The following is a 21,721-nucleotide window of genomic DNA, read 5'->3' as shown; positions in this document are numbered from 1 at the left end:
CTACGGCGCTTAAGAACTTAAGCAGCCGCGTTTCCGCTATTCCACCTTATCCCGGTACTCGCATAAATCTTCAATCAGGCAGGCACCGCAGCGGGGTTTTCGCGCCACGCAGGTGTAGCGGCCATGCAGAATAAACCAGTGATGGCAGTCCACCTTGAACGCTTTTGGCACCACTTTCAGCAGCTTCTCTTCAACCTGCTCAACGTTCTTACCGGGCGCAAAACCGGTACGGTTACAGACGCGGAAAATATGGGTATCCACGGCGATGGTGGGCCAGCCGAAGGCGGTATTCAGCACCACGTTGGCGGTCTTTCGGCCCACGCCGGGTAACGCTTCCAGCGCTTCACGGTTCTCCGGCACCTCGCCCTGATGCTTTTCCAGCAGGATGCGGCAGGTCTTAATCACGTTTTCCGCTTTGCTGTTGAACAGACCAATCGTCTTGATGTACTCCTTAACGCCCTCCACGCCCAGTTCCAGCATCGCCGCCGGCGTATTGGCGACGGGGTAGAGCTTCGCCGTGGCTTTATTGACGCTGACGTCGGTCGCCTGGGCGGAGAGCAGTACTGAAATCAGCAGCTCAAAAGGGGAGGTGTAAACCAGCTCGGTAGTCGGATGCGGATCGTTATCCCGCAGCCGGGTTAAAATAAGCTCTCTTTTTTCCTTGTTCACAGCGCGCTCGCTTTTCCTTCAGTCAGATTTTCCTGTGCTTTACTTGCGGCCAGCGCCGCACGGGCTGACATCTTCTGATCGATCACATATTTCGCCGCCAGTAACATACCCAGGCCGATAAACGCACCCGGCGGCAGCATGGCCAGCAGCATAGGGGAGTCGAAATGCACCACCTCAATACGCAGCGATTTCGCCCAGGGGCCGAGCAGCCGGTCAGCGCCGTCGAACAGGGTGCCGTTACCGATAATTTCCCGCATCGCCCCCAGTACAACCATCACGCTGGTGGCGCCCGTCCCGATAGCCAGACCGTCAAGAGCCGAAAGCGGTACGCTGCTTTTGGAGGCGACGGCCTCGGCGCGGCCGACCACGATACAGTTGGTCACGATCAGCGGTATGAAAATGCCTAACGACTGATAAAGCCCGTAGGCATAGGCGTTAATCAACATCTGCACGCAGCTCACTACGGCGGCGATGATCATGACATAGATAGGGATACGGATTTCGGACGGCACCCAGCGGCGTGACGCTGAAACCGCCGAGTTGGTAAAAACCAGCACCAGCGTGGTCGCCAGGCCAAGACCTAACGCGTTGGTCACGGTAGAGGTGACCGCCAGAAGCGGACAGAGCCCCAGCAGCTGGACCAGCGCCGAGTTATTTTTCCACAGCCCGCCGACGAGCAGGGTTTTCGCTTCACTCATGGGGATCTCCGCAGGTTGGCAACGAGGCAAGCTGCCCCGGCAATGTTTCACTATAGAGCGTGGCACGTTTAGTGGCATTTACCACGGCGCGGGGAGTGATCGTCGCTCCGGTAAACTGATCGATCTCACCGCCATCTTTCTTCACGGCAAAGCGGGGATCGTCCCGGCCGTTAAGGTGTTTACCGCTAAAGTGGGTTATCCAGTCAGAGATGCGCAGATCGATTTTATCGCCCAGGCCCGGCGTTTCATGATGCTCAACCACCCGGACGCCCAACACCGTACCGCTGAAGTCGGCGCCCACAAGCATATGGATGGCACCAGAATAGCCGTCCGGGGCGGTAGCCTCAACCGCCACCGCGACGGGACGCGCATCTTTTCGCGCGACATAAAGCGCATGAGGGCCGCCCCCGAGGGCTAAATCCGTGACAACGTAACATTCGTGCTGCATATCGTTATTATATAATTCTGGCGGAACGACCTGATCCAACAGAATTTTTTGCTGCAAGGCCGTCTGATGTTCAATGGTGGGTTTCGTCACCGTATTGATCACCGCCGTCAGGCCAGTGGTCACGGCGGCAAAAATTGCCAGGGTCACGCCGTTTTTACGAATGGCATCAATCATTAGGGTTCCTTCCTGTGACCGTACACGCGCGGCTGCGTGTAGTAGTCAATCAGCGGCACGGCAATGTTCGCCAGCAGCACCGCAAAAGCCACCCCGTCCGGGTAGCCGCCAAACCGCCGGATTAGCCAGACCAGCAGGCCAATCAGCACGCCATATATCAGCCGGCCTTTATTGGTCGTTGAGGCGGTAACCGGATCGGTCGCAATAAAAAATGCGCCCAGCATCGTCGCGCCCGAAAAGAGATGGATCAGCGGAGATACCTGACTATCCGGGGACCAGAGCCAGCCAAGGGTGGAAAACAGCCCTAGCGAAAGCAGAAAGCTGGCCGGAATATGCCAGCGAATATTGCCGCTCCAGAGTAAAAACAGACCGCCTGCCAGATAACCCACGTTGACCCACTGCCAGCCCAGCCCGGCAATTACGCCGCCGTAGATTGGCTGTGACAGCAGCTGCTCCGGGCTGTGTCCGGCGCGCAGGCCGGTTTTAAAGGTGTCGAGCGGCGTCGCCTGACTGATGCCATCAACGCTGAGCTGTAGCTGCTGCATCGTATGACCGTCAAGGGTATAGCCGTGGAAAATCATACTCAACGTATCCATCAGCCCCGGCGTGACCGCCTGAAGGGCATCGGGCGGGAGCCAGCTGGTCATCTGTACCGGAAAGGAGATCAGCAGCACCACATAGCCGACCATCGCCGGATTGAACGGGTTTTGTCCCAGACCGCCGTAAAGCTGTTTGGAGATAACAATGGCAAACACCGTGCCGGTGACGATGACCCACCACGGGGCGAGCGGCGGGATGCTGATACCCAGCAGCAGGGCGGTGAGCAGGGCAGAGTTATCGCCAAGCGTTTTGCCCAGCGGCAGCTTGCGCAGTCTGAGAACGGCAGCCTCGGCGGTGAGTGCGGCAGCGGCGGCGATCGCGACCTGGATAAGGTTACCCGGGCCAAAAAAATAACACTGGGCGGCGAGGCCGGGCAGCGCCGCGAGCAGCACCAGCAGCATGATAGTGCTGGTGCTGCGGCGGTTGTGCGTATAGGGCGAACTAGCGATGCGAAAAGCCATTTAATCCTCTTGCGTGGAGTGCTGCGCCTTGCGCGCTTTTACGCGGGCGATGGCGGCTGCCACGGCAGCTTTACGGGGATCGTCGGAGATGTCCGTCGTATCCTGAATAGTATTTTCCTGCGCCGATAGTGCGTCAGCGCTTTCAGCGGCTTTTGCCGCCTTCTTCGCTTTGGCGCGGGCAACGGCGGCTTCAATGGCGGCCTTGCGCGGATCGACCGGGGCCTCCGGCATGGCGCTTTCTGTTGCAGGCGCTGCTTCAGCACTGTCCGTTCCGGCTGCTGCATCAGCGCTCTCAGCGGCTTTTGCCGCCTTCTTCGCTTTGGCGCGGGCAACGGCGGCTTCAACGGCGGCCTTACGCGGATCGACAGGCGCGTCCGGCGCGGCGCTTTCCGTTGCTGGCGCTGCTTCAGTACTGTCCGTTCCGGCGGCTGCCGTCTCACCGTTTTCAGCGGCTTTTGCCGCCTTCTTCGCTTTGGCGCGGGCGACGGCGGCTTCAACGGCGGCCTTACGCGGATCGACAGGCGCGTCCGGCGTGGCGCTTTCCGTTGCAGGCGCTGCTTCAGCACTGTCCGTTCCGGCGGATGCCGTCTCACCGTTTTCAGCGGCTTTTGCCGCCTTCTTCGCTTTGGCACGGGCGATGGCGGCTTCCACGGCGGCCTTGCGCGGATCGACAGGCGCGTCCGGCGTGGCGTTATCCGTTGCTGGCGCTGCTTCAGCACTGTCCGTTCCGGCTGCTGCCGTCTCACCGTTTTCAGCGGCTTTTGCCGCCTTCTTCGCTTTGGCGCGGGCAATGGCGGCTTCCACGGCGGCCTTACGCGGATCGACCGGCGTGTCCGGCGCGGGGCTTTCTGTTGCAGGCGCTGCTTCAGCATGCTCCGTTCCGGCTACTGCCGTCTCACCGTTTTCAGCGGCTTTTGCCGCCTTCTTCGCTTTGGCGCGGGCAATGGCGGCTTCAATGGCGGCCTTGCGCGGATCGACAGGCGCGTCCGGCGCGGGGCTTTCTGTTGCAGGCGCTGCTTCAGCACTGTCCGTTCCGGCGGCTGCCGTCTCACCATTCTCAGCGGCTTTTGCCGCCTTCTTCGCTTTGGCGCGGGCAATGGCGGCTTCCACGGCGGCCTTGCGCGGATCGACCGGGGCCTCCGGCGTGGCGTTATCCGTTACAGGCGCTGCTTCAGCACGCTCCGTTCCGGCTACTGCCGTCTCACCGTTCTCAGCGGCTTTTGCCGCCTTTTTCGCTTTGGCACGGGCAATGGCGGCTTCCACGGCGGCCTTGCGCGGATCGACAGGCGCGTCCGGCGCGGCGCTTTCCGTTGCAGGCGCTGCTTCAGCACGCTCCGTTCCGGCGGCTGCCGTCTCACCGTTTTCAGCGGCTTTTGCCGCCTTCTTCGCTTTGGCGCGGGCAACGGCGGCTTCAACGGCAGCCTTGCGCGGATCGACAGGTGCCGCTCCTTCAGCGTCCGCCGTTTCTGGCCGGGGAGCCTTTTTCGCTTTAGCCCGGGCGATAGCGGCTTCAACCGCAGCCTTGCGCGGGTCCTCTGCCTGACGGGTGGCCGGTTCCGTCTCCGACTGTGTTTCCGCCTGGTGCGCCCGCGCCATCGCTTTACGGGCTTCACGCTGGGCTGCGATCGTCTCGTCTTCGCGTGGCGTCTCTGCCGGTGCTTCAGCAGCCTGTTTCTTCGCCTTCACTCTCTCCAGCGCGGCGGCAACTTCTCCGTTATCGCTGCTGCCGGTGGTGCGTTTCGCCTGCTGATGGCGTGCTTCACGCGCCTGTTTTTCCCGCTCCAGACGCGCCAGTCGGGCTTCAAAACGGGCTTTCGCCTGGGCGGTACGCTCCGCCTCAAGATCGATAGCGCGGATTTCCGCCTTTTCCTGACGGTAATACTGTACCAGCGGAATGTTGCTCGGGCAGACCCAGGCGCAGGCGCCGCACTCAATGCAGTCGGCAATATTATGGCTGCGGGCTTTGTCGTGATCGCCGCCCCGGCTGTACCAGTAGAGCTGCTGCGGCAGCAGGGCCGCCGGGCAAACGTCAGCACAGGCGCTGCACCGGATGCAGGATTTCTCCTCCTCAGGCTCGCCCATCTCACTGGCGGACGGGGCCAGAATGCAGTTGGTGATCTTGACCACCGGCACGTCCAGCGTCGGCAGGGTAAAGCCCATCAGCGGGCCGCCCATCACCACCATCTGACGCGGGCCGGGCGCAAAGTCCGCATTGTGCAGCAGATGGCTGACGGGGGTGCCAAGGCGTCCCCAGACGTTGCCCGGCTCTCTGACAGAGCCGCCGGTCAGCGTCACCACGCGTTCGGTCAGCGGCTCGCCGTCAATAATGGCGCGTTTGACCGCCCAGGCGGTGCCGACGTTCTGCATCAGCACGCCGATATCGGTAGAGCGTCCGCCGTGCGGCACTTCAAGTCCGGTCAAAATTTTGGTCAGCTGCTTTGCGCCGCCGGAGGGATATTTGGTGGGGATAACGCGGATCTTAAGATCCTGTGCGCCGCCCAGCGCCTTTTTAAGCGCGGCAATCGCCTCCGGTTTATTATCCTCAATGCCGATAAGCACCTGGTCGGCGTTCAGCACCCAGGCGAGGATCCGGCAGCCTTCCAGCACTTCTTCAGCGCAATCCTGCATCAGGCGATCGTCTGCGGTGATATAAGGCTCACACTCGGCGGCGTTGACGATCAGCGTCTTAACGCCGCTCAGCCCGCCCTTAAGTTTGGTCGCGGTCGGGAAACCCGCGCCGCCCAGCCCGGCAACGCCAGCCTGATGGATGCGGTTAACCAGCTCGCTACGGTCGACGCTGCGGTAGTCGTCCAGCCTCTGACGCTCGCACCAGCGATCTTCGCCGTCTGGCGAAATGAAAACGCACATCTCCGTCAGCGCGGAAGGATGGGCGGTGGTATGCGGGGCGATGGCCTCAACGGTGCCGGAGGTTGGAGCATGAACCGGTAGCATTCTGCCGCGGCCAAAGGTCAGCGGCTGGCCGCGCAGCACTTTGTCGCCGGGACTCACCATCAGTTCGCCCTCGTGACCAATATGCTGCTTGATCGGCACGATAAACTGCGACGCAAGCGGCAGGTGGCGCAGCGGCGTACCGTTGGAGAGGGTTTTCATCTCAGGCGGGTGGATGCCGCCCTGAAAATCCCAAAGCGGCTCTTTTTTAAAGAAATTGAACAGATTACGCATGATGTTCCACGGGGATCACTTTAACCGGGATCGTTTGCAGGTCCCACTTCCAGCTCGCCGGGGTCGGGGCGACCGGCCGCATCTCGATACAGTCGGTAGGACAGGGCGCGACGCAGAGGTCACAGCCGGTACAGACGTCGCTGAGCACGGTGTGCATGGCGCGCGTTGCGCCCACGATGGCATCGACCGGGCAGGCCTGGATACATTTGGTACAGCCAATGCAGTTTTCTTCGTCGATCCAGGCAACCTTCCGCTCCGGCTCCCGCGCCTCTTCATCGCCCAGCGGCTGCGGGTCAACGTTAAGCAGCGCGGCGAGCTTCAGCATAGTCTGCTCGCCGCCAGGCGCGCATTTGTTGATCATCTCGCCATTATTTCCGACGGCATCCGCATAGGGCCGGCAGCCGGGGTAGCCGCACTGGCCACACTGGCTTTGCGGCAGGATGGCATCAATCTGTTCAACAATGGGATCTTCTTCAACCTTAAAGCGGCGCGAGGCGTAGCCCAGCAGGCAACCAAAAAACAGGCCCAGCGCGCTTAATACGGCAACGGCAATCCATACAGCGCTCATTAAAATTTTACCAATCCGGAGAAGCCCATAAACGCCAGCGCCATCAGCCCTGCGGTGATTAACGCAATGGATGAGCCTTTAAAAGGGGCAGGCACATCGGCCAGCACCAGACGTTCGCGAATACCGGCAAACAGCACCATCACCAGTGAGAAGCCGACAGAGGCGCTGAACCCATACAGCGCGGCTTGCAGGAAACTGTGATTCAGGTTCACGCTCAGCAGCGGAACGCCCAGTACGGCGCAGTTAGTGGTGATCAGCGGCAGGAAAATCCCGAGCAGGCGATAAAGCTCAGGGCTGGTTTTACGTACCACCATTTCAGTGAACTGCACAACCACCGCGATCACCAGGATATAAGACATGGTGCGCAGATAAACGAGATCCAGCGGCAGCAGAATAAGGTGGTTCACCAGCCATGAACAGATCGAGGCCAGGGTGATAACAAATGTGGTGGCGAGTCCCATGCCAATCGCCGTTTCCAGTTTTTTGGAAACGCCCATAAAGGGACAGAGGCCGAGAAACTTCACCAGAACGAAGTTATTCACCAGCACTGTGCCAATAAAAAGAAGCAGGTAGTCGGTCATTAGTTCGCCTGAGAAATTGAAAAGCCGCCTATTATCGGACATTGGCAACGCCACGACAACACGTCAACGCTAAGGATAACGGAATACCGCACTGAGGATTAAATTCTGGCGCTTTTTTTCCGCATCAGGATTCAGTAAAGGTGTTTTTGACGCGCTGTGAGCGCTTGAAGTAGGGCACCAGCACGGCGGCGGCCAGTAAGGCAATCAGCAGCGTGCGGATGGCGGCGGCATCACTCACCGGCGAGAACGCAAAGGTTTTGATCGCCAGCAGCACCGTTATCAGCAGCCAGATAATATAGTGGCGCGGCAGTTTGCGGGAACGTTTGCAGAAGATCCATGTCACCCAGATGCTGTAACACCAGACCAGCAGCGAGGTAATAAGCGACACGCTCCACTGAAACGTAAAGGCGTGAGTATTGTTAAACAGGGCACTCCGCAGTTCCGGGTTCAGCAGCGCACTCAGATACATGGCGACCACCAGAGCGCTGGTCAGCATCGTCATAATCAGCCAGGCGAGCGGTACAAGCAGCAGCCCGGCAATGCGCGTTTTTGAATCTGAAGCCACGTTAAATCCTTGAAAGTAATGAGCGGGCCGGGCATAAAAGCCTGGCCGCGTAATGTAAAAGCAATTATACGGAAAAAACAGGGCAGGTCATTAATAAGCTGAGGGTCAGACAACGTAGCGCCAGACGGATTTTGGCACGCGGCCGAGATCAAACAGGCGGCCTCCCGAAGCCAGTTCGGCGCGGCGATGATCGGCAGCGCGATACATATTCACCAGTTCGAGATTATCAGTCAGGGAATAATTCAGATGATCGTAGAGCTTTTCGAGGCTTTCCAGCGAACTTACTTTGCGAAACTTAAGCAGATAGTCTTGAACCGTCATGATGGCCGTTGCAGGTCAGAATTGTGAGGCTCCAAGTATAGGGAGGGCCTGCCTTCTGTCCACAAAAGAGCAGGGTGAAAAGGGCAAATTCAGACTAGAGAGCAAGGCAAATGCCGCAAATAACCTTTTATAATGCATGGTTATTTCTCTTTTTGGCAATTTTAATGGCACTAAGAGTGTGTGGCATAAATCACACTTCTGAATATTGCCAAATCCTGCTTTCCCCCTGACTGAAATGACAGAAGCTAACCCGGTGCTGTAATCGCTTCCATTGGCCGCGGCGTTAAACGCTTATGTTTATTACATTTATTTACACCTCCTTCTGGGCCTGAACAGGCAATTTGTCCATATTTCACGCGCCGTCTTCAGTGGCTTCGCCGCACGTAAGCTCTTTTAATTATTGTGTTTTGTGAGCATTGTCGAAAATGTTTGTGCGGCTTTAGTCCAGGCTTGTGGAGCTGTTGATCCTACATTATTAAATCCCACCAGAGGAAAACTGACCATGTGGAAGCGTTTACTTTTAACCACCCTTATCAGCGCCAGCCTTTCCGGCACCGCGCTGGCTGAATCCATGACGGTAGGCTTTTCGCAGGTCGGTTCCGAATCCGGCTGGCGGGCGGCGGAAACCAGCGTGGCGAAAAGCGAAGCTGAAAAACGCGGCATTACCCTGAAAATTGCTGACGGTCAGCAAAAACAGGAGAATCAAATCAAAGCCGTACGCTCCTTTATCGCCCAGGGCGTGGATGCCATATTCATCGCCCCGGTAGTGCAGACCGGCTGGGAACCGGTCCTTGAAGAAGCGAAGGATGCGGAAATCCCGGTTTTCCTTCTCGACCGCGCTATCTCAGTAAAAGACAAATCACTCTATATGGCGGTGGTCACCGCAGACAACGTCTATGAAGGCAAACTCATCGGCGAGTGGCTGGTGAAAGAGCAGGGTGGCAAGGCTTGTAATGTGGTGGAGCTACAGGGCACCGTGGGCGCCAGCGTCGCCATCGACCGTAAAAAAGGATTTGCTGAAGCCATTGCCGGAACGCCAGATATCAAAATTATCCGCTCCCAGTCTGGCGACTTTACCCGCAGTAAGGGCAAAGAGGTGATGGAAAGCTTCATCAAGGCCGAGAACAACGGCAAAAATATCTGCATGGTTTACGCCCATAACGACGACATGGCTATCGGTGCTATCCAGGCGATCAAAGAAGCCGGACTGAAACCGGGCAAAGATATCCTGATTGGCTCCATTGATGGCGTGCCGGATATCTATAAAGCGATGCTCGCGGGCGAAGCCAACGTCAATGTCGAGCTGACGCCAAACATGGCCGGCCCTGCCTTTGACGCGCTGGAAAAATATAAAAAAGACGGCACCCAGCCGCCAAAAGTTATCAAAACCGAATCGAAGCTCTTCCTGCCTGCTGATGCGCAGAGTGAGCTGGATAAGAAAGGCGGCATGGGATACTGAGTTAACACTACCGCACCGCCCACTCCAGGGCGGTTTTTTTCACGGTGAGGCGACGCGCTATGACCACCCAATCTTCTTTTCCGGCGCCGCTACTCAGCATCAGCGGCGTCAGCAAAGCCTTTCCCGGCGTCAAGGCGCTGGATAACGTCTCCTTTGATATCCGCCCGGGCGAAATTATGGCGCTGCTGGGGGAGAACGGTGCCGGAAAATCGACGCTGATTAAAGTGCTGACCGGCGTATACCAGCGTGACGCGGGGACCGTTGTGCTTGATGGCAAGCCTGTCACGCCCCGCAACACCGCCGAGGCGCAGGCATTCGGCATCGGCACCGTTTACCAGGAAGTCAATCTGCTGCCCAATATGTCCGTGGCAGATAACCTGTTTATTGGCCGTGAGCCGCGGCGGTTCGGGTTTGTTGACCGGGGCACGCTGGTCCGTAAATCCCGCGAACTGATGAACAGCTACGGTTTTGAACTGGATGTCACCCGGCCGCTGGGGCAGTACTCCGTGGCGATGCAGCAGATTATCGCCATCTGCCGCGCGGTGGATCTTTCCGCCAAAGTGCTGATCCTGGATGAACCCACCGCCAGCCTTGACGCCAGCGAAGTGGAAATGCTGTTCACGCTGATGAATCAGCTGAAAGCGCGCGGTATGGGGCTGATCTTCGTTACCCATTTTCTCGATCAGGTTTACAAGGTCAGCGACAGAATCACCGTTCTGCGTAATGGCCAGTTCGTGGCGACGCGGGAAACGAGCGAGCTGCCGCAGATAGAGCTGATCAAGCTAATGCTGGGACGCGAGCTGCTGGAAACCGCCCTACAGAGAGCGGGTAGTACCTTAAAAAGCAATCAGCCGGTGGTGGAGTTCAAAGATTACGGCAGGAAAGGCACCATTGCCCCCTTCAGCCTGAGCATTCGTCCCGGCGAAGCGGTGGGTCTGGCAGGCCTGCTGGGGTCAGGGCGTACCGAAACCGCCGAGCTGCTGTTTGGCATCCGCCGGGCTGACAGCGGCAGCGCCTGGATAAAAGGTAAGAAACAGTCGATCCGGACACCCGCACAGGCCTCCCGGCTGGGGATGGGCTTCTGTCCCGAGGATCGTAAAACTGACGGCATCGTGGGAGCCGCTTCGGTGAGGGAAAATATTATTCTGGCGCTTCAGGCGCAGCGGGGCTGGCTCAGACCGATTAAGCGGCGGGAGCAGCAGCAGATTGCCGAACGCTTTATCAAAAGCCTGGGGATTCGCACACCGCACGCCGAGCAGCCGGTCGAGCTGCTTTCAGGAGGCAATCAGCAGAAGGTGCTGCTGTCGCGCTGGCTGGTGACGCGCCCGCAGTTTCTGATTCTGGACGAGCCGACCCGCGGCATTGATGTTGGCGCGCATGCTGAAATCATCCGTTTGATCGAGACGCTCTGCGCGGATGGACTGGCGCTGCTGGTGATCTCCTCTGAACTTGAGGAGCTGGTGGGCTATGCGGATCGCGTTGTGATCCTGAGAGATCGTCAGCAGGTTGCTGAAATCCCGCTTGAGAAGCTCTCCGTCTCCGCCATCGTCAACGCTATTGCAGCGGGAGGGGAGCAACATGCTTGAATCACATCTGGTGTCGGGGAAAACGCCCATGATTAAACGCAAGCTGCCGCCTGGCATGCCGCAAATTGCCGCACTGTTACTGGTGCTGCTGATTGACAGCCTGGTGGCGAACAGTTTTTTTTCCATCAACGTACAGGATGGACGGCTGTTCGGCAGCCCGATCGATATTCTTAACCGGGCCGCCCCCGTGGCACTTCTGGCCATTGGGATGACGCTGGTGATCGCGACCGGCGGGATCGATCTTTCGGTAGGCGCGGTAATGGCTATTGCCGGTGCCACAGCGGCGACGCTGACCGTCTCCGGCCACAGCCTGACATATGTGGTACTGGCGACGCTGGGAACGGGGATTTTATGCGGGCTCTGGAACGGCGTACTGGTGTCGTTGTTAAAGATACAGCCGTTCGTCGCCACGCTGATTCTGATGGTGGCGGGGCGCGGTATTGCTCAGCTGATTACGCAGGGCCAAATCGTCACCTTCAACAACGGAGCGCTCGCCTGGTTCGGTAGCGGAACCTTTCTGCTGTTTCCCGTGCCGGTCTGGATAACGCTGGTCGTGGCGCTGTTTGTGTGGCTTCTGACCCGCAAAACGGCGCTGGGGATGTTTATCGAGGCGGTGGGCATCAACCTGCGGGCCGCCCGCAACGCTGGCGTAAACGGCTGGCTGATTGTGATGACAACCTATGTGATTAGCGGACTCTGCGCCGCCGTGGCGGGATTGATTGTGGCGGCAGACATCCGTGGCGCTGACGCCAACAATGCCGGGCTGTGGCTTGAGCTTGACGCGATCCTGGCGGTGGTGATTGGCGGTGCGTCGCTGATGGGAGGGCGCTTTAATTTACTGCTGTCGCTGATCGGCGCGCTGATTATTCAGTCCATGAATACCGGCATTCTGCTGTCGGGTTTCCGGCCCGAGCTGAACCAGGTGGTCAAGGCAGTGGTGGTGATGGCGGTACTGTTAATTCAGTCCCCACGCTTTATTCAACTCTTTAAGAGAGGGCGCAAAGGTGGTTAAACGTCATCTGCCGTTAATGATTACGCTGCTGGTGTTTGTGGCGGGCTATCTGTTCTGCCTGTCGCAGTTCCCCGGCTTCGCTTCCACCCGCGTTATCGCTAATATCCTCACCGATAACGCTTTCCTGGGCATCATCGCCGTAGGGATGACCTTCGTGATCCTCTCTGGCGGTATTGACCTGTCGGTTGGCGCAGTGATCGCTTTCACCGGCGTTTTTCTGGCGCGGGTGATTGGCGATCTGCATCTCGATCCCTGGCTGGCGTTCGCGCTGGTGATGGTTATGGGGTCAGCCTTTGGCGCTTTTATGGGCTGGCTGATTGACGCCCTGAAAATCCCGGCTTTTATTATTACGCTGGCAGGGATGTTTTTCCTGCGCGGCAGCAGTTATCTGGTGGCGGAGAGTTCGATTCCAATCGATCATCCGCTTTACAGCACGCTCTCCTCAATGGCCTGGAAGCTGCCTGGCGGTGGGCGGCTCAGCCTGCTGGCGGTGATTATGCTGGTGGTGGTGGTGTTCGGCATCGTGCTGGCGCACAGGAGCCGGTTCGGTAATCAGGTTTACGCCATCGGGGGCAACGCCACTTCAGCGCAGCTTATGGGCATTTCTACCCGCAGCACCACTGTCCGTGTCTATATGCTTTCATCTGCGCTCGCTACGCTTGCCGGAATAGTTTTCTCTATTTATACCTCGGCGGGCTATGCGCTGGCGGGAATGGGCGTGGAGCTTGACGCTATTGCTTCAGTGGTGATCGGCGGCACATTGCTTTCCGGTGGGGTCGGCACCGTGCTGGGTACGCTGTTTGGGGTACTGATTCAGGGTCTGATCCAGACCTGGATTATCTTTGATGGCACGCTCAGTTCGTGGTGGACCAAAATAGCCATCGGCGTTCTGCTGTTTGCCTTTATCGCTCTTCAGCGTCTGCTGACGGTGATGTGGGACAGGCAGCAAAGTGCGCCGGTGAAGCGACTGGCATAAGCAGGTCATAATGCGGTGCGCGTCCTTTATATTCCTCCGCGCACCGCGCCAGACATTTCGCCAGATTTTCTGGTCGCTGTCAGGCTTGCTTAAAAGCTGAAGGCGATGCCTGTAACATGGAGATGCCGTAAATACATCCGTCCAGGTTTGGTTCGCCAGATCTTCTTGTCGCTGTCAACTCGGGGCAAAACTGAAGGCGTTGCCCGTAACGCGGACATGCCGTGCATACATCCCTCCAGGCTTTATTCTCGCGTCCCTGCGCTCAACAGTCCACTTATCCGGGCAACGCCTTCCGCAGGTGGCATCAGCGTCGCTGTTTGGATTTTTGGTGGCTTCACTGATTACCTACAAAACGGTTTTTGCTGACAGACAACACCGCCGCCAGTGGGCGATGATAAGTGGACAGATAAGCCGGGTCTCTGCCGCAGGGATGCGGCAGCGAAGCCTCCACGGATGGATTCACGGCGTCCCGGTGTTCTGCCACTTATCTGAGCCGGTCTCAGGAGCACCATTCGCCAATGGTTGACGTGGCTTCAGATTTGAACTGTCGCTTCAGGCTTGCGTAAAAGCTTAAGACGTTGCCCGTAACGCGGACACGCCGTAAATACATCCGTGTAGGCTTGGTTCGCGCGTCCCTGCGCTCAACAGTCCACTTATCCGGGCAACGCCTTCCGCAGGTGGGCAGCAGAGTTGCTGTAAAAGTTGGCTGGGAATCCACGTATTGTCTGCCGTTTTGATTTTACTGCCTGACAACTCAGCAGTCAGCGGGCGATGATAAGTGGACAGATAAGCCGGGTCTCTGCCGCAGGGAGGCGGCAGCGAAGCCTCCACGGATGGATTCACGGCGTCCCGGTGTTCTGCCACTTATCTGAGCCAGGTTACGGAGCTGAATGAGTCGCAGGCTGCTGTGGTCCCGGGTTAGAAATGTCGCTGTCAGACTGTGGCAAAGCTGAAGGCGTTGCCCGTAACGCGGACACGCCGTAAATACGTCCCTCCAGGCTTGGTTCGCGCGTCCCTGCGCTCAACAGTCCACTTATCCGGGCAACGCCTTCCGCAGGTGGGCAGCAGAGTTGCTGTTTGGATTTTTGGTGGCTTCACTGATTACCTACAAAACGGGTTTTGCTGGCAGACAACTCAGCAGTCAGCGGGCGATGATAAGTGGGCAGATAAGCCGGGTCTCTGCCGCAGGGATGCGGCAGCGAAGCCTCCATGGACGGATTTACGGCGTCCCGGTGTTCTGCCACTTATCTGAGCCAGGTTACGGAGCTGAATGAGTCGCAGGCTGCTGTGGTCCCGGGTTAGAAATGTCGCTGTCAGACTGTGGCAAAGCTGAAGGCGTTGCCCGTAACGCGGACACGCCGTAAATACATCCATCCAGGCTTGGTTCGCGTGTCCCTGCGTTCAACAGTCCGCTTATCCGGTCAACGTCTTCCGCTGGCAGGCACCAGCGTCGCTGGCTATATCCTCTGTGAGTTCACTGATTGCCTGCAAAACTGACTTTATCCGCAGTCAACACCGCAACTGGCTGGCGTGGATAAGTGGACAGACGTCATTGGTATACCTTAACTCAGCGCTAACTGGCTGGTTGACGAAGCGCCAGCCAGACTTTTTTCAATAAAAAAGTAAGAGGAATAGCCAGAATTGCTCCGGTTATCCCAAGCAGCGCCTGCCAGAATAAAAATGCCAGCAGTTGAGCGGTAATTGACATATTCAGACGCTTTCCAAGCATAAGTGGTTCAAACACATTACTCAGGCTCAGGTTCAGCACAACAAAAAAACCGGCTACCAACAGGCTGATTTTCGCATCGAACAGGATAAAAGTTTGTATCACCATCGGGATCGCGGCCAGAAAAGAACCCAGTACCGGCACGTAATTTAAAATAAACATCAGCACACCCCACAGAAAGGCAAACTTCAGTCCCAGCAAACTGGCGGCAGCCCATACAATAATGCCCCCGAGCAGGCCAGCCAGGGTTTTCACCCGAACATAGATAGCGACGCTCTGAACGCCTTCTTCCAGCGCGCTGAGCAGGCGTGGATGGCGTTCACTAGCGTAGAGGGCGGTCTTAAACATGGGCAGCTCATACAGCATAAAAAGTTGCATCAGGAAAACCATCACCCACCACGACAGCATGCCAGGGATCAGCGAGAGTTGAGTCGTCACCATGCGCACCACGGCGCCGGTATCTACAAAGTTCATCAGCTCATCGCTAGTGAATACCATGCCCATCTGGTCAAGCGACTGCGTCAGCGTTTGCAGCCTGGCAACCACAAGGCCCGGCGCCTGGCGGCTGAGCTGGATCAAATCAGGTGCTGAGGCGCTGAGTGAGAGAATGATAATGACGATCAACAGCAGCAGAAGGGCGATCACCAGCAGCGAAGAGAGAATGCGTGGAACGCCACGCTGCGCCAGACGGCTAATCAGGGGATCGAGCATAACGGCAAGAAACAGCGCCAGCAGCACCTGGTTGACCAGTGGGGCGGCGAGATAGAGGCCGATGAGCACCACCGTCAGACATGCCAGCATAAAAAGCCCCTGAACGAAGGGAGCGAAAGGTTTTAACCAACCTTGGTTCATGGGCGTATTTCCTCAGGTAATCAGAGGGTTATCTGATGACAAAAATATCAACCCCAGCATAACCCCTGTTAAACAACCATATTACTGATTGCATTATGATGCTGGCAGGCTTCCATATCATGCAACCTGCCGCGCCTGTTCCTTTGACACCTGTTGGTTTACTAAAGATAAACCATGCGAAGTTCCCCTGTGGCTGTGAATATAATCCTGCCAGTAATTTTCTTACCCGCCCGCCTGGAATGGCTCAGAGGGGCCAGGTTACAGACCCTGCTGCGACGGCAGCACGCTCTTTATCTGATTATTTCAAGAAAGCATTGGCCTCTGCGTTGCCATTAGCAGTCAGACGCATCTCCAGTCACTCCTCAAAGCGTTATAACTGTTTTAAGCAGGCCGTTCAGAAGCATCAGCCGGGAAATGAGGACCGATAGGGCAAAGGTAATGACAATCAGCATCAGTTTGGTGCCGAGTGAAGTAACCGGGATAACTAAGGTCAGCAGGTGGAAAACGGAGTAATGGAGGATATACACCCCCGTCATAGTTTTACTGATGGCCGCTAACAGCGCCTCTTTTACTGCCGCATTGCGGCGAAAGCGCACGCAGCTGGCTGCCACTACCAGGGCTACAACCAGTATGTAGATTTGTGAGCCGGTAAGATTAAAAGCATTACGATCGGCTTTAAAGACGGCGAAGAAAAAGTGTTGCTCATAAAACCAGGTAAACAGATAGATAAAGGGAAGGGCGATGGCCGCAGCGCGTGCCACTTTTTTGCGCCAGAACCAGTCAGCAATGAGTGGATTAGCTAATAGCTGGCCGGTCAGATAAAACAATAGCCAGGTCCAGATGCGATATTCCGGCTCCAGACTGAAGAGATATCTCTGTGGATAGAGCACCGAAAGCAGTTCATAACCATAGGAAGCGAGCAGCAGGATAAATACCAGACCGCAGAAAATCAGCAGGCGCTGGCTCAGCAGGACAAACAAAGGGTTAAAGCTGTAAATCAATATAAAGGCGAAGACAAACCACGGCTGGATCATATAGCCGCGCTGGTAGGGCTCCCACACATAATAGACCGTCATCCAGAAGAGAAAAACGATCGCCAGATTTTTTATTTTAGTCAGTGTCCAGCCCACCTCCCTATTGGCACGGGAATCCGTTATGCCGGCCACAACAAAAAACAGGGGGGTGGCGATGGTAGAAATAAAGGTAAGAAACGGCAGGATCCAGTGGTAGTCGTAATCGTAGCGGTCCCAGGTGTTATACAAAGTGAAAAAAGTTACCGCTGACATACAACCCAGCGTTTTAATCAGGTTGAGTCCGGTAAGATTCATGGCGAGGGCGTTCCCGGCGTGCGATGAAAACAGGCATAAAATACCGGAAGCACCAACAGCGTAAGTATCGTCGCAAAGCCCAGACCAAACATAATCACCACGGCCATACTCTGGAAAAACACATCGCGCAGCAGCGGCGCCAGGCCCAATACGGTGGTAAAGGCCGTCAGCAGAATAGGACGTAAGCGTGAGGTAGCGGCGTATAGAATGGCCTCATGCTGCGGCCTGGACTGTTTCTGTAGTTCAATCTCTTCCACCAGAACAATGCCGTTGCGGATCAACATCCCGCTCAGGCTCAGCAACCCAATCAGTGCCATAAAGCCAAATGAAATGCCGGTGAGTAAAAATCCCGGCGTCACGCCAATTAACGCAAGAGGAACGGTCAACCAGATGGCAATGGCATTTTTCAGCGAGCTGAACATCAGCACGGTGATGACGAACATGACCAGATAACCCAGCGGCAAGGTAGTAAATAAGCCTTGCTGCGCTTCACTGGAATTTTCGGCATCGCCGCCCCATTCAATACTGTAACCATGGGGCAGCGGGATCTTCTCAATTTGAGGTCTGACGCGCTCCAGGATATCGCCGGAAGTCGCGTTACTGAGCGGATTGGGATCGGTCTGGACGGTAAGCATCCGAATTCGATCGCGTCGCAGGATCAGCGGATCTTCCCACTCCAGGTTAAATCCGCCGACGACGTTACTGAGCGGAATATACTGTTGCAGATTCTGGCTCCAGACCAGGATATTTTGCAAATGGTTGGCATCCTTACGTTCGCTGTCTGGTGGGCGTACGATGACAGGCAGCAGATCTGCCCCTTCACGATAGAGTCCCACACGGCTGCCGGTAAAATTCATTGCGAGCGCGTTATCAATTTCCTGTTTATCCACGCCCAGCTCACGTCCGAGAGCGGGATTATATTGCGGGCGGATGACTTTACTGCGGTTTTGCCAGTCCTGACGCACGCTATCGGTATCGGGGTCGCTGGCCAGGATGCGCTCCACCTTGCTGGCAATCAGGCGCATCCGATCGGGATCGGGGCCTTGAATGCGGACTTCAATCGCGCTGCCGCCTGAAGGGCCGAACATAACGCGTTTGGTGCTGGCGTTCACCTGCGGGAAGTGGCGTGCTATCGAAAGATCAAGCTGGCGGGCGAGCGCGGCAATATTGCGCTGATCGTCCATGCGTACCATGATTTGTGCGTAGTTGCTGTACTGACGCTGTCCATTATAGGTCAGGATAAATCGCATGCTGCCCTGACCGATGGTCGTCACCGTAGCGACAACGCCCCGCTGGCCGGTAATCGTTTTCTCAATATCACCGGCTATTTTCTCGGTTGAGTGAATGTCAGTCCCATAAGGCAACCAGAGATCGACAAAAAAGATAGGAGTATTGGCTGAAGGGAAGAAGTTTTGTCGTACTGCACCGAACCCCCAGATCGCCAGCGCCAGCAGGATCGCCATCATCGAGAGTGTTAAGGTTTTCTGCGCTAATAAAGCGTTCAGCGTACGCTGGTAGAGTCGGTAAAAACCGCCCTCATAGGGTGAGGGTTTCACCGCCGCCTCAGCAGAATCTTCTCGCCTGAACAGGCCCCATTTGATCAACACCGGCGTGATGGTCAGGGCAGAAAACCAGCTTAACATCAGCGAGATGAGCAGAACCTGAAACAGCGACTTACAATACTCGCCCGTGGCGTCCTGCGATAAACCGATAGGCGCAAAAGCGAGAATAGCAATAACTGTGGCGCCCAGAAGCGGAAACGCCGAACGACGAATGACAAGATTCAGCGCTGTTGCCATGGGCGAACCTTGCTGACGTGCAATCAGCACCCCTTCAACAACCACAATCGCGTTATCCACCAGCATACTGAGCGCAATAATCAGCGCTCCCAACGAAATACGCTGTAGCTCAATTCCCCAGAGGTACATAATCAACAGCGTGCCCAGCACATTAAGCGCCAGTGATACAGCGATGATAATGCCACTGCGGATGCCCATAAATATCAGCAGCACGCCCACGACAATCGCCAGGGCTATCAGGAAGTTGGTGATAAAGCCATTTACGGAGTGGGCCACCTCCGCTGCCTGATCGTAAAACATGTTAATCTCAATGCCGGCCGGTTTTTCCACAGACATCTGCTGGAGCCTGGCTTCCAGCGCCTGCCCTGCCTTCATGACGTTTACGCCCGCAATGAACGAAACGCCCATACTCAGCGCCGGGCGTCCGTTAGCATGATAGATATTTGAGGGGGATTCACTGAACCCACGCGAAAGGGTGGCGATATCGCTTAATCTTGTGGTACCAGCACCGCCGGTTGGGCTGACCAGCAGATCGCCTAATTCCTCAAGGCTTTCAAACTCACCGGTTGGATGCAGGCGGATCGATTCCGTACCAGATTTGATTTCACCAGCGTTAGAAACCACATTAAGACGGTTTAATACGCTGGAAAGTTGATTCAGGGTAATGCCGCGCGCGCTCATCTCTGTCGTTGAAACATCCACGTTAATTTGAGGGGGGATCGTGCCGCCAATCGCCACTTTCCCTACGCCAGGCACGAGTACCAGTTCACGGCGCAGCTGTTCTGCGTACTGGGCCAGCTCCTGATTACTGAAACTATTCCCGGAAATGGTGAAGAAGAACCCAAAAACATCGCCAAAATCATCGTTTACGAACGGGACGGTAACGCCAGGCGGAAAGAAGCGGGTGGCGTCATCTACTCTGCGCCGGAGTTCATCCCAGATTTGCGGCAACTGGCTGGAGTGGTAGCGCGACTCTATATTCACGGTGATTTGCGACAGGCCGTTGGAAGAGATCGAACTGACATTATCCAGATAGGGTAATTGCTGAAGCGCATTCTCCAGCGGCAGCGTGACTTCTTCTTCAACCTGCTGGGCTGAGGCGCCGGGATAGTGTGTGATGATAACGGCAGTTTTGATGGTAAAAGCAGGATCTTCCAGCCGGCCAATATTGAGCAGAGCAAAGATGCCGCCGATGCCCAGTAAAAGAATGGCCAGCCAGACACGAATGGGATTGTTGATAAACTGGCGTGAGATATCCATTACATTCCCCGCTCGCGTGTCCAGATGCGAACCGGCTGCTGGGCATGCAGTTCATTTACCCCTGCGGCAACCACCCGTTCGCCCGCCTGCAGCCCGCTGGTAATCACTACGCCCTTATCGGTGACGTCACCCACAGTGACCTGACGATCTTCAAGTTGCAACCGATCGCCACTGCCCTTTACCACCCAGACATGAGGATCGTTACGCTGGCTGCTATCAGGGTTAAAAACAGCTTCGGTTGGCACTAACAGTGAATGACGACTCAGGCTGGCGGGCAGGTTAGACATATCAATCGTTACTGTTCCACTTACGCCGCCAACCGCAGGAAAATCGGCGGGGCGCGCCATCGTGAGAATGATCTGCCAGGTTAAGGTTTGGCTGTCGCTGCTGCCGGTGTGCTCTTTATAGTCGGCGCGGAATTGTCGGCCGGGCAGGGCGTTGATGCGCACCACCGGACGGTAGGTCATGTTGCGCATATCCAGTGCGGTGAAAAGATTTTCGGGCACGCTAAACACCACATCAAGCAGATCGGTACGGGTCAACATTGCGATGGGTTGTCCAGCGGAGACAACCTGATGGTTACGGACATTGATCGCCGCCGCAGTGCCGCTGAAAGGTGCCGTCAATGTCATCTGACTCAATTCTTCGCGGGCAATTTGTAGCGAGGCATTGGTCGCATCCCGATTTGCACGCTGGACGTCCATCTCAGCACGGGAGATGGCCTGACGGCCCGACAAGGTCTGGAAGCGTTCAAATTGCCGCTGTGCAAGGGTAGCAGCAGTTTGTCGCTCGTTGACGCGCTGCTGGGCTTCACGGGCAATCAGTCTGGCTATCACCTGACCCTGCGCAATACGTGTCCCCTGCCGAATTTCCAGTGAATCAAGCTGGCCACCACGTTTAAATGAGAGTTCAGTAGCGTCACCCGACTCAATTCTCGCGGGAAAAATGCGTTGCTGAAATTCACCTGAAGCCACGACGTCCACGACTTTAACCATCCGTGGGGAAGGAGAGATTTCTGCTTTTTTTTCATCGCAACCCGTTGCTATAAATATAACAATGGCAAACAGAGAATAATAACGAGTCACTGTTTTTCCCTCAGCAAAGCCATGTCATTACTGTCGTTATTATATGTGGCTGATTTATTCGCCCAGCATAGAAACAACGGCGTAAGTGAATAGTCCAACAGCAGAACATGTGAAAATCACCAGCACAACGTAAAGGCTCAGACGGAGCAGGCTATAATCCGGCATCGTTGTCCCCATTGATCATTGAAACGAGAAAAATGCATCACTGTTTTATGCACTAAACAGCTCATGGAAAAGTTGTCACGTATGAGCATAGACTTAGAAATCAAAAATTGTAAAGTTTGCTAAAAGTAATATCTTAAATAAAGCCAAAAGTTTTTATCGCCAGGCATTAGTTAAATAACAGCATTAATCACCAGTGTAACCGGTA

17 protein-coding genes are annotated in these 21,721 nt (G+C 56.1%); 4 read left to right on the top strand and 13 right to left on the bottom strand.

Annotation, left to right across the window (positions count from 1 at the left end; translation table 11 throughout):
* Positions 1–36: 36 nt before the first annotated feature.
* The 9 genes from nth to ydgT all read right to left on the bottom strand — a co-directional run bounded on the left by nth (position 37) and on the right by ydgT (position 8,268).
* The gene (gene nth / locus AAH446_RS02520; RefSeq protein WP_342905155.1) at positions 37–669 is read right to left on the bottom strand and encodes an endonuclease III; all 633 of its coding nucleotides are present in this window, start codon (positions 667–669) and stop codon (positions 37–39) included.
* Positions 666–1,367 (bottom strand): electron transport complex subunit E, encoded by a 702-nt coding sequence (locus AAH446_RS02515; RefSeq protein WP_342905154.1) that lies wholly within the window; start codon positions 1,365–1,367, stop codon positions 666–668. Before AAH446_RS02515 ends, nth begins: the two co-directional genes overlap by 4 nt.
* Positions 1,360–1,989, bottom strand: coding sequence for an electron transport complex subunit RsxG (rsxG, locus tag AAH446_RS02510; protein WP_342905153.1), 630 nt, complete (start codon positions 1,987–1,989; stop codon positions 1,360–1,362). The genes AAH446_RS02515 and rsxG overlap by 8 nt, the downstream gene beginning before the upstream one ends.
* The gene (gene rsxD / locus AAH446_RS02505) at positions 1,989–3,050 is read right to left on the bottom strand and encodes an electron transport complex subunit RsxD (RefSeq protein ID WP_342905152.1); all 1,062 of its coding nucleotides are present in this window, start codon (positions 3,048–3,050) and stop codon (positions 1,989–1,991) included. The genes rsxG and rsxD overlap by 1 nt, the downstream gene beginning before the upstream one ends.
* Complete coding sequence (gene rsxC / locus AAH446_RS02500) at positions 3,051–6,233, bottom strand: electron transport complex subunit RsxC (RefSeq protein ID WP_342905151.1); 3,183 nt, start codon at positions 6,231–6,233, stop codon at positions 3,051–3,053. It abuts the gene before it with no gap.
* Positions 6,226–6,801, bottom strand: a complete 576-nt coding sequence (rsxB, locus tag AAH446_RS02495) for an electron transport complex subunit RsxB (RefSeq protein ID WP_342905150.1) — start codon at positions 6,799–6,801, stop codon at positions 6,226–6,228. Before rsxB ends, rsxC begins: the two co-directional genes overlap by 8 nt.
* Positions 6,801–7,382: an electron transport complex subunit RsxA gene (rsxA, locus tag AAH446_RS02490; RefSeq protein WP_342905149.1), complete on the bottom strand. Its 582-nt coding sequence runs from the start codon at positions 7,380–7,382 to the stop codon at positions 6,801–6,803. The genes rsxB and rsxA overlap by 1 nt, the downstream gene beginning before the upstream one ends.
* A gap of 124 nt (positions 7,383–7,506) precedes the next feature.
* A complete protein-coding gene (locus AAH446_RS02485; RefSeq protein ID WP_342905148.1) occupies positions 7,507–7,947 on the bottom strand; it encodes a DUF2569 domain-containing protein in 441 nt (146 codons plus the stop codon).
* Between the two features lie 105 nt (positions 7,948–8,052).
* Positions 8,053–8,268 carry a transcription modulator YdgT gene (ydgT, locus tag AAH446_RS02480; RefSeq protein WP_342905147.1) on the bottom strand — a complete coding sequence of 72 codons (216 nt, stop codon included), beginning with the start codon at positions 8,266–8,268 and terminating at the stop codon, positions 8,053–8,055.
* Between the two features lie 502 nt (positions 8,269–8,770).
* On the opposite strand from ydgT, the gene ytfQ reads away from it, so the two are divergent.
* Genes ytfQ through yjfF form a run of 4 tightly spaced genes read left to right on the top strand, consistent with a single transcriptional unit; the run spans position 8,771 to position 13,301 of the window.
* Complete coding sequence (gene ytfQ, locus AAH446_RS02475) at positions 8,771–9,727, top strand: galactofuranose ABC transporter, galactofuranose-binding protein YtfQ (protein ID WP_342905146.1); 957 nt, start codon at positions 8,771–8,773, stop codon at positions 9,725–9,727.
* A 59-nt stretch (positions 9,728–9,786) separates the two neighbouring features.
* Entirely contained in the window at positions 9,787–11,313 is a 1,527-nt protein-coding gene (gene ytfR / locus AAH446_RS02470) for a galactofuranose ABC transporter, ATP-binding protein YtfR (RefSeq protein WP_342905145.1), read from the top strand.
* Positions 11,306–12,325, top strand: coding sequence for a galactofuranose ABC transporter, ATP-binding protein YtfT (gene ytfT, locus AAH446_RS02465; RefSeq protein WP_342905144.1), 1,020 nt, complete (start codon positions 11,306–11,308; stop codon positions 12,323–12,325). Before ytfR ends, ytfT begins: the two co-directional genes overlap by 8 nt.
* Positions 12,318–13,301 carry a galactofuranose ABC transporter, permease protein YjfF gene (yjfF, locus tag AAH446_RS02460; protein WP_342905143.1) on the top strand — a complete coding sequence of 328 codons (984 nt, stop codon included), beginning with the start codon at positions 12,318–12,320 and terminating at the stop codon, positions 13,299–13,301. Before ytfT ends, yjfF begins: the two co-directional genes overlap by 8 nt.
* 1,573 nt (positions 13,302–14,874) lie before the next feature.
* Here yjfF and AAH446_RS02455 read toward each other — a convergent pair.
* From AAH446_RS02455 to AAH446_RS02440, 4 genes are all read right to left on the bottom strand, one after another.
* Positions 14,875–15,879 (bottom strand): AI-2E family transporter, encoded by a 1,005-nt coding sequence (locus AAH446_RS02455; protein WP_342905142.1) that lies wholly within the window; start codon positions 15,877–15,879, stop codon positions 14,875–14,877.
* A gap of 362 nt (positions 15,880–16,241) precedes the next feature.
* The gene (locus AAH446_RS02450) at positions 16,242–17,207 is read right to left on the bottom strand and encodes an acyltransferase (RefSeq protein WP_342905141.1); all 966 of its coding nucleotides are present in this window, start codon (positions 17,205–17,207) and stop codon (positions 16,242–16,244) included.
* The gene (locus tag AAH446_RS02445) at positions 17,204–20,266 is read right to left on the bottom strand and encodes an efflux RND transporter permease subunit (RefSeq protein WP_342905140.1); all 3,063 of its coding nucleotides are present in this window, start codon (positions 20,264–20,266) and stop codon (positions 17,204–17,206) included. Before AAH446_RS02445 ends, AAH446_RS02450 begins: the two co-directional genes overlap by 4 nt.
* Complete coding sequence (locus tag AAH446_RS02440; RefSeq protein WP_342905139.1) at positions 20,266–21,351, bottom strand: efflux RND transporter periplasmic adaptor subunit; 1,086 nt, start codon at positions 21,349–21,351, stop codon at positions 20,266–20,268. Before AAH446_RS02440 ends, AAH446_RS02445 begins: the two co-directional genes overlap by 1 nt.
* Positions 21,352–21,721: the final 370 nt, after the last annotated feature.

The sequence above is a fragment of the Erwinia psychrophila genome, from assembly GCF_039023475.1.
Classification (GTDB): domain Bacteria; phylum Pseudomonadota; class Gammaproteobacteria; order Enterobacterales; family Enterobacteriaceae; genus Erwinia.
The sequence above is the reverse complement of the archived record's forward strand: the minus strand, read 5'-3'. Positions and strand labels throughout refer to the sequence as shown.

Coding starts and splice junctions, on each gene's coding strand:
- AAH446_RS02445 (WP_342905140.1), bottom strand. CDS start 20,266: ATGGATATCTCACGCCAGTTTATCAACAATCCCATTCGTGTCTGGCTG.
- rsxB (WP_342905150.1), bottom strand. CDS start 6,801: ATGAGCGCTGTATGGATTGCCGTTGCCGTATTAAGCGCGCTGGGCCTG.
- ytfT (WP_342905144.1), top strand. CDS start 11,306: ATGCTTGAATCACATCTGGTGTCGGGGAAAACGCCCATGATTAAACGC.
- rsxD (WP_342905152.1), bottom strand. CDS start 3,050: ATGGCTTTTCGCATCGCTAGTTCGCCCTATACGCACAACCGCCGCAGC.
- AAH446_RS02515 (WP_342905154.1), bottom strand. CDS start 1,367: ATGAGTGAAGCGAAAACCCTGCTCGTCGGCGGGCTGTGGAAAAATAAC.
- rsxG (WP_342905153.1), bottom strand. CDS start 1,989: ATGATTGATGCCATTCGTAAAAACGGCGTGACCCTGGCAATTTTTGCC.
- AAH446_RS02455 (WP_342905142.1), bottom strand. CDS start 15,879: ATGAACCAAGGTTGGTTAAAACCTTTCGCTCCCTTCGTTCAGGGGCTT.
- rsxA (WP_342905149.1), bottom strand. CDS start 7,382: ATGACCGACTACCTGCTTCTTTTTATTGGCACAGTGCTGGTGAATAAC.
- ytfQ (WP_342905146.1), top strand. CDS start 8,771: ATGTGGAAGCGTTTACTTTTAACCACCCTTATCAGCGCCAGCCTTTCC.
- ydgT (WP_342905147.1), bottom strand. CDS start 8,268: ATGACGGTTCAAGACTATCTGCTTAAGTTTCGCAAAGTAAGTTCGCTG.
- AAH446_RS02450 (WP_342905141.1), bottom strand. CDS start 17,207: ATGAATCTTACCGGACTCAACCTGATTAAAACGCTGGGTTGTATGTCA.
- rsxC (WP_342905151.1), bottom strand. CDS start 6,233: ATGCGTAATCTGTTCAATTTCTTTAAAAAAGAGCCGCTTTGGGATTTT.
- ytfR (WP_342905145.1), top strand. CDS start 9,787: ATGACCACCCAATCTTCTTTTCCGGCGCCGCTACTCAGCATCAGCGGC.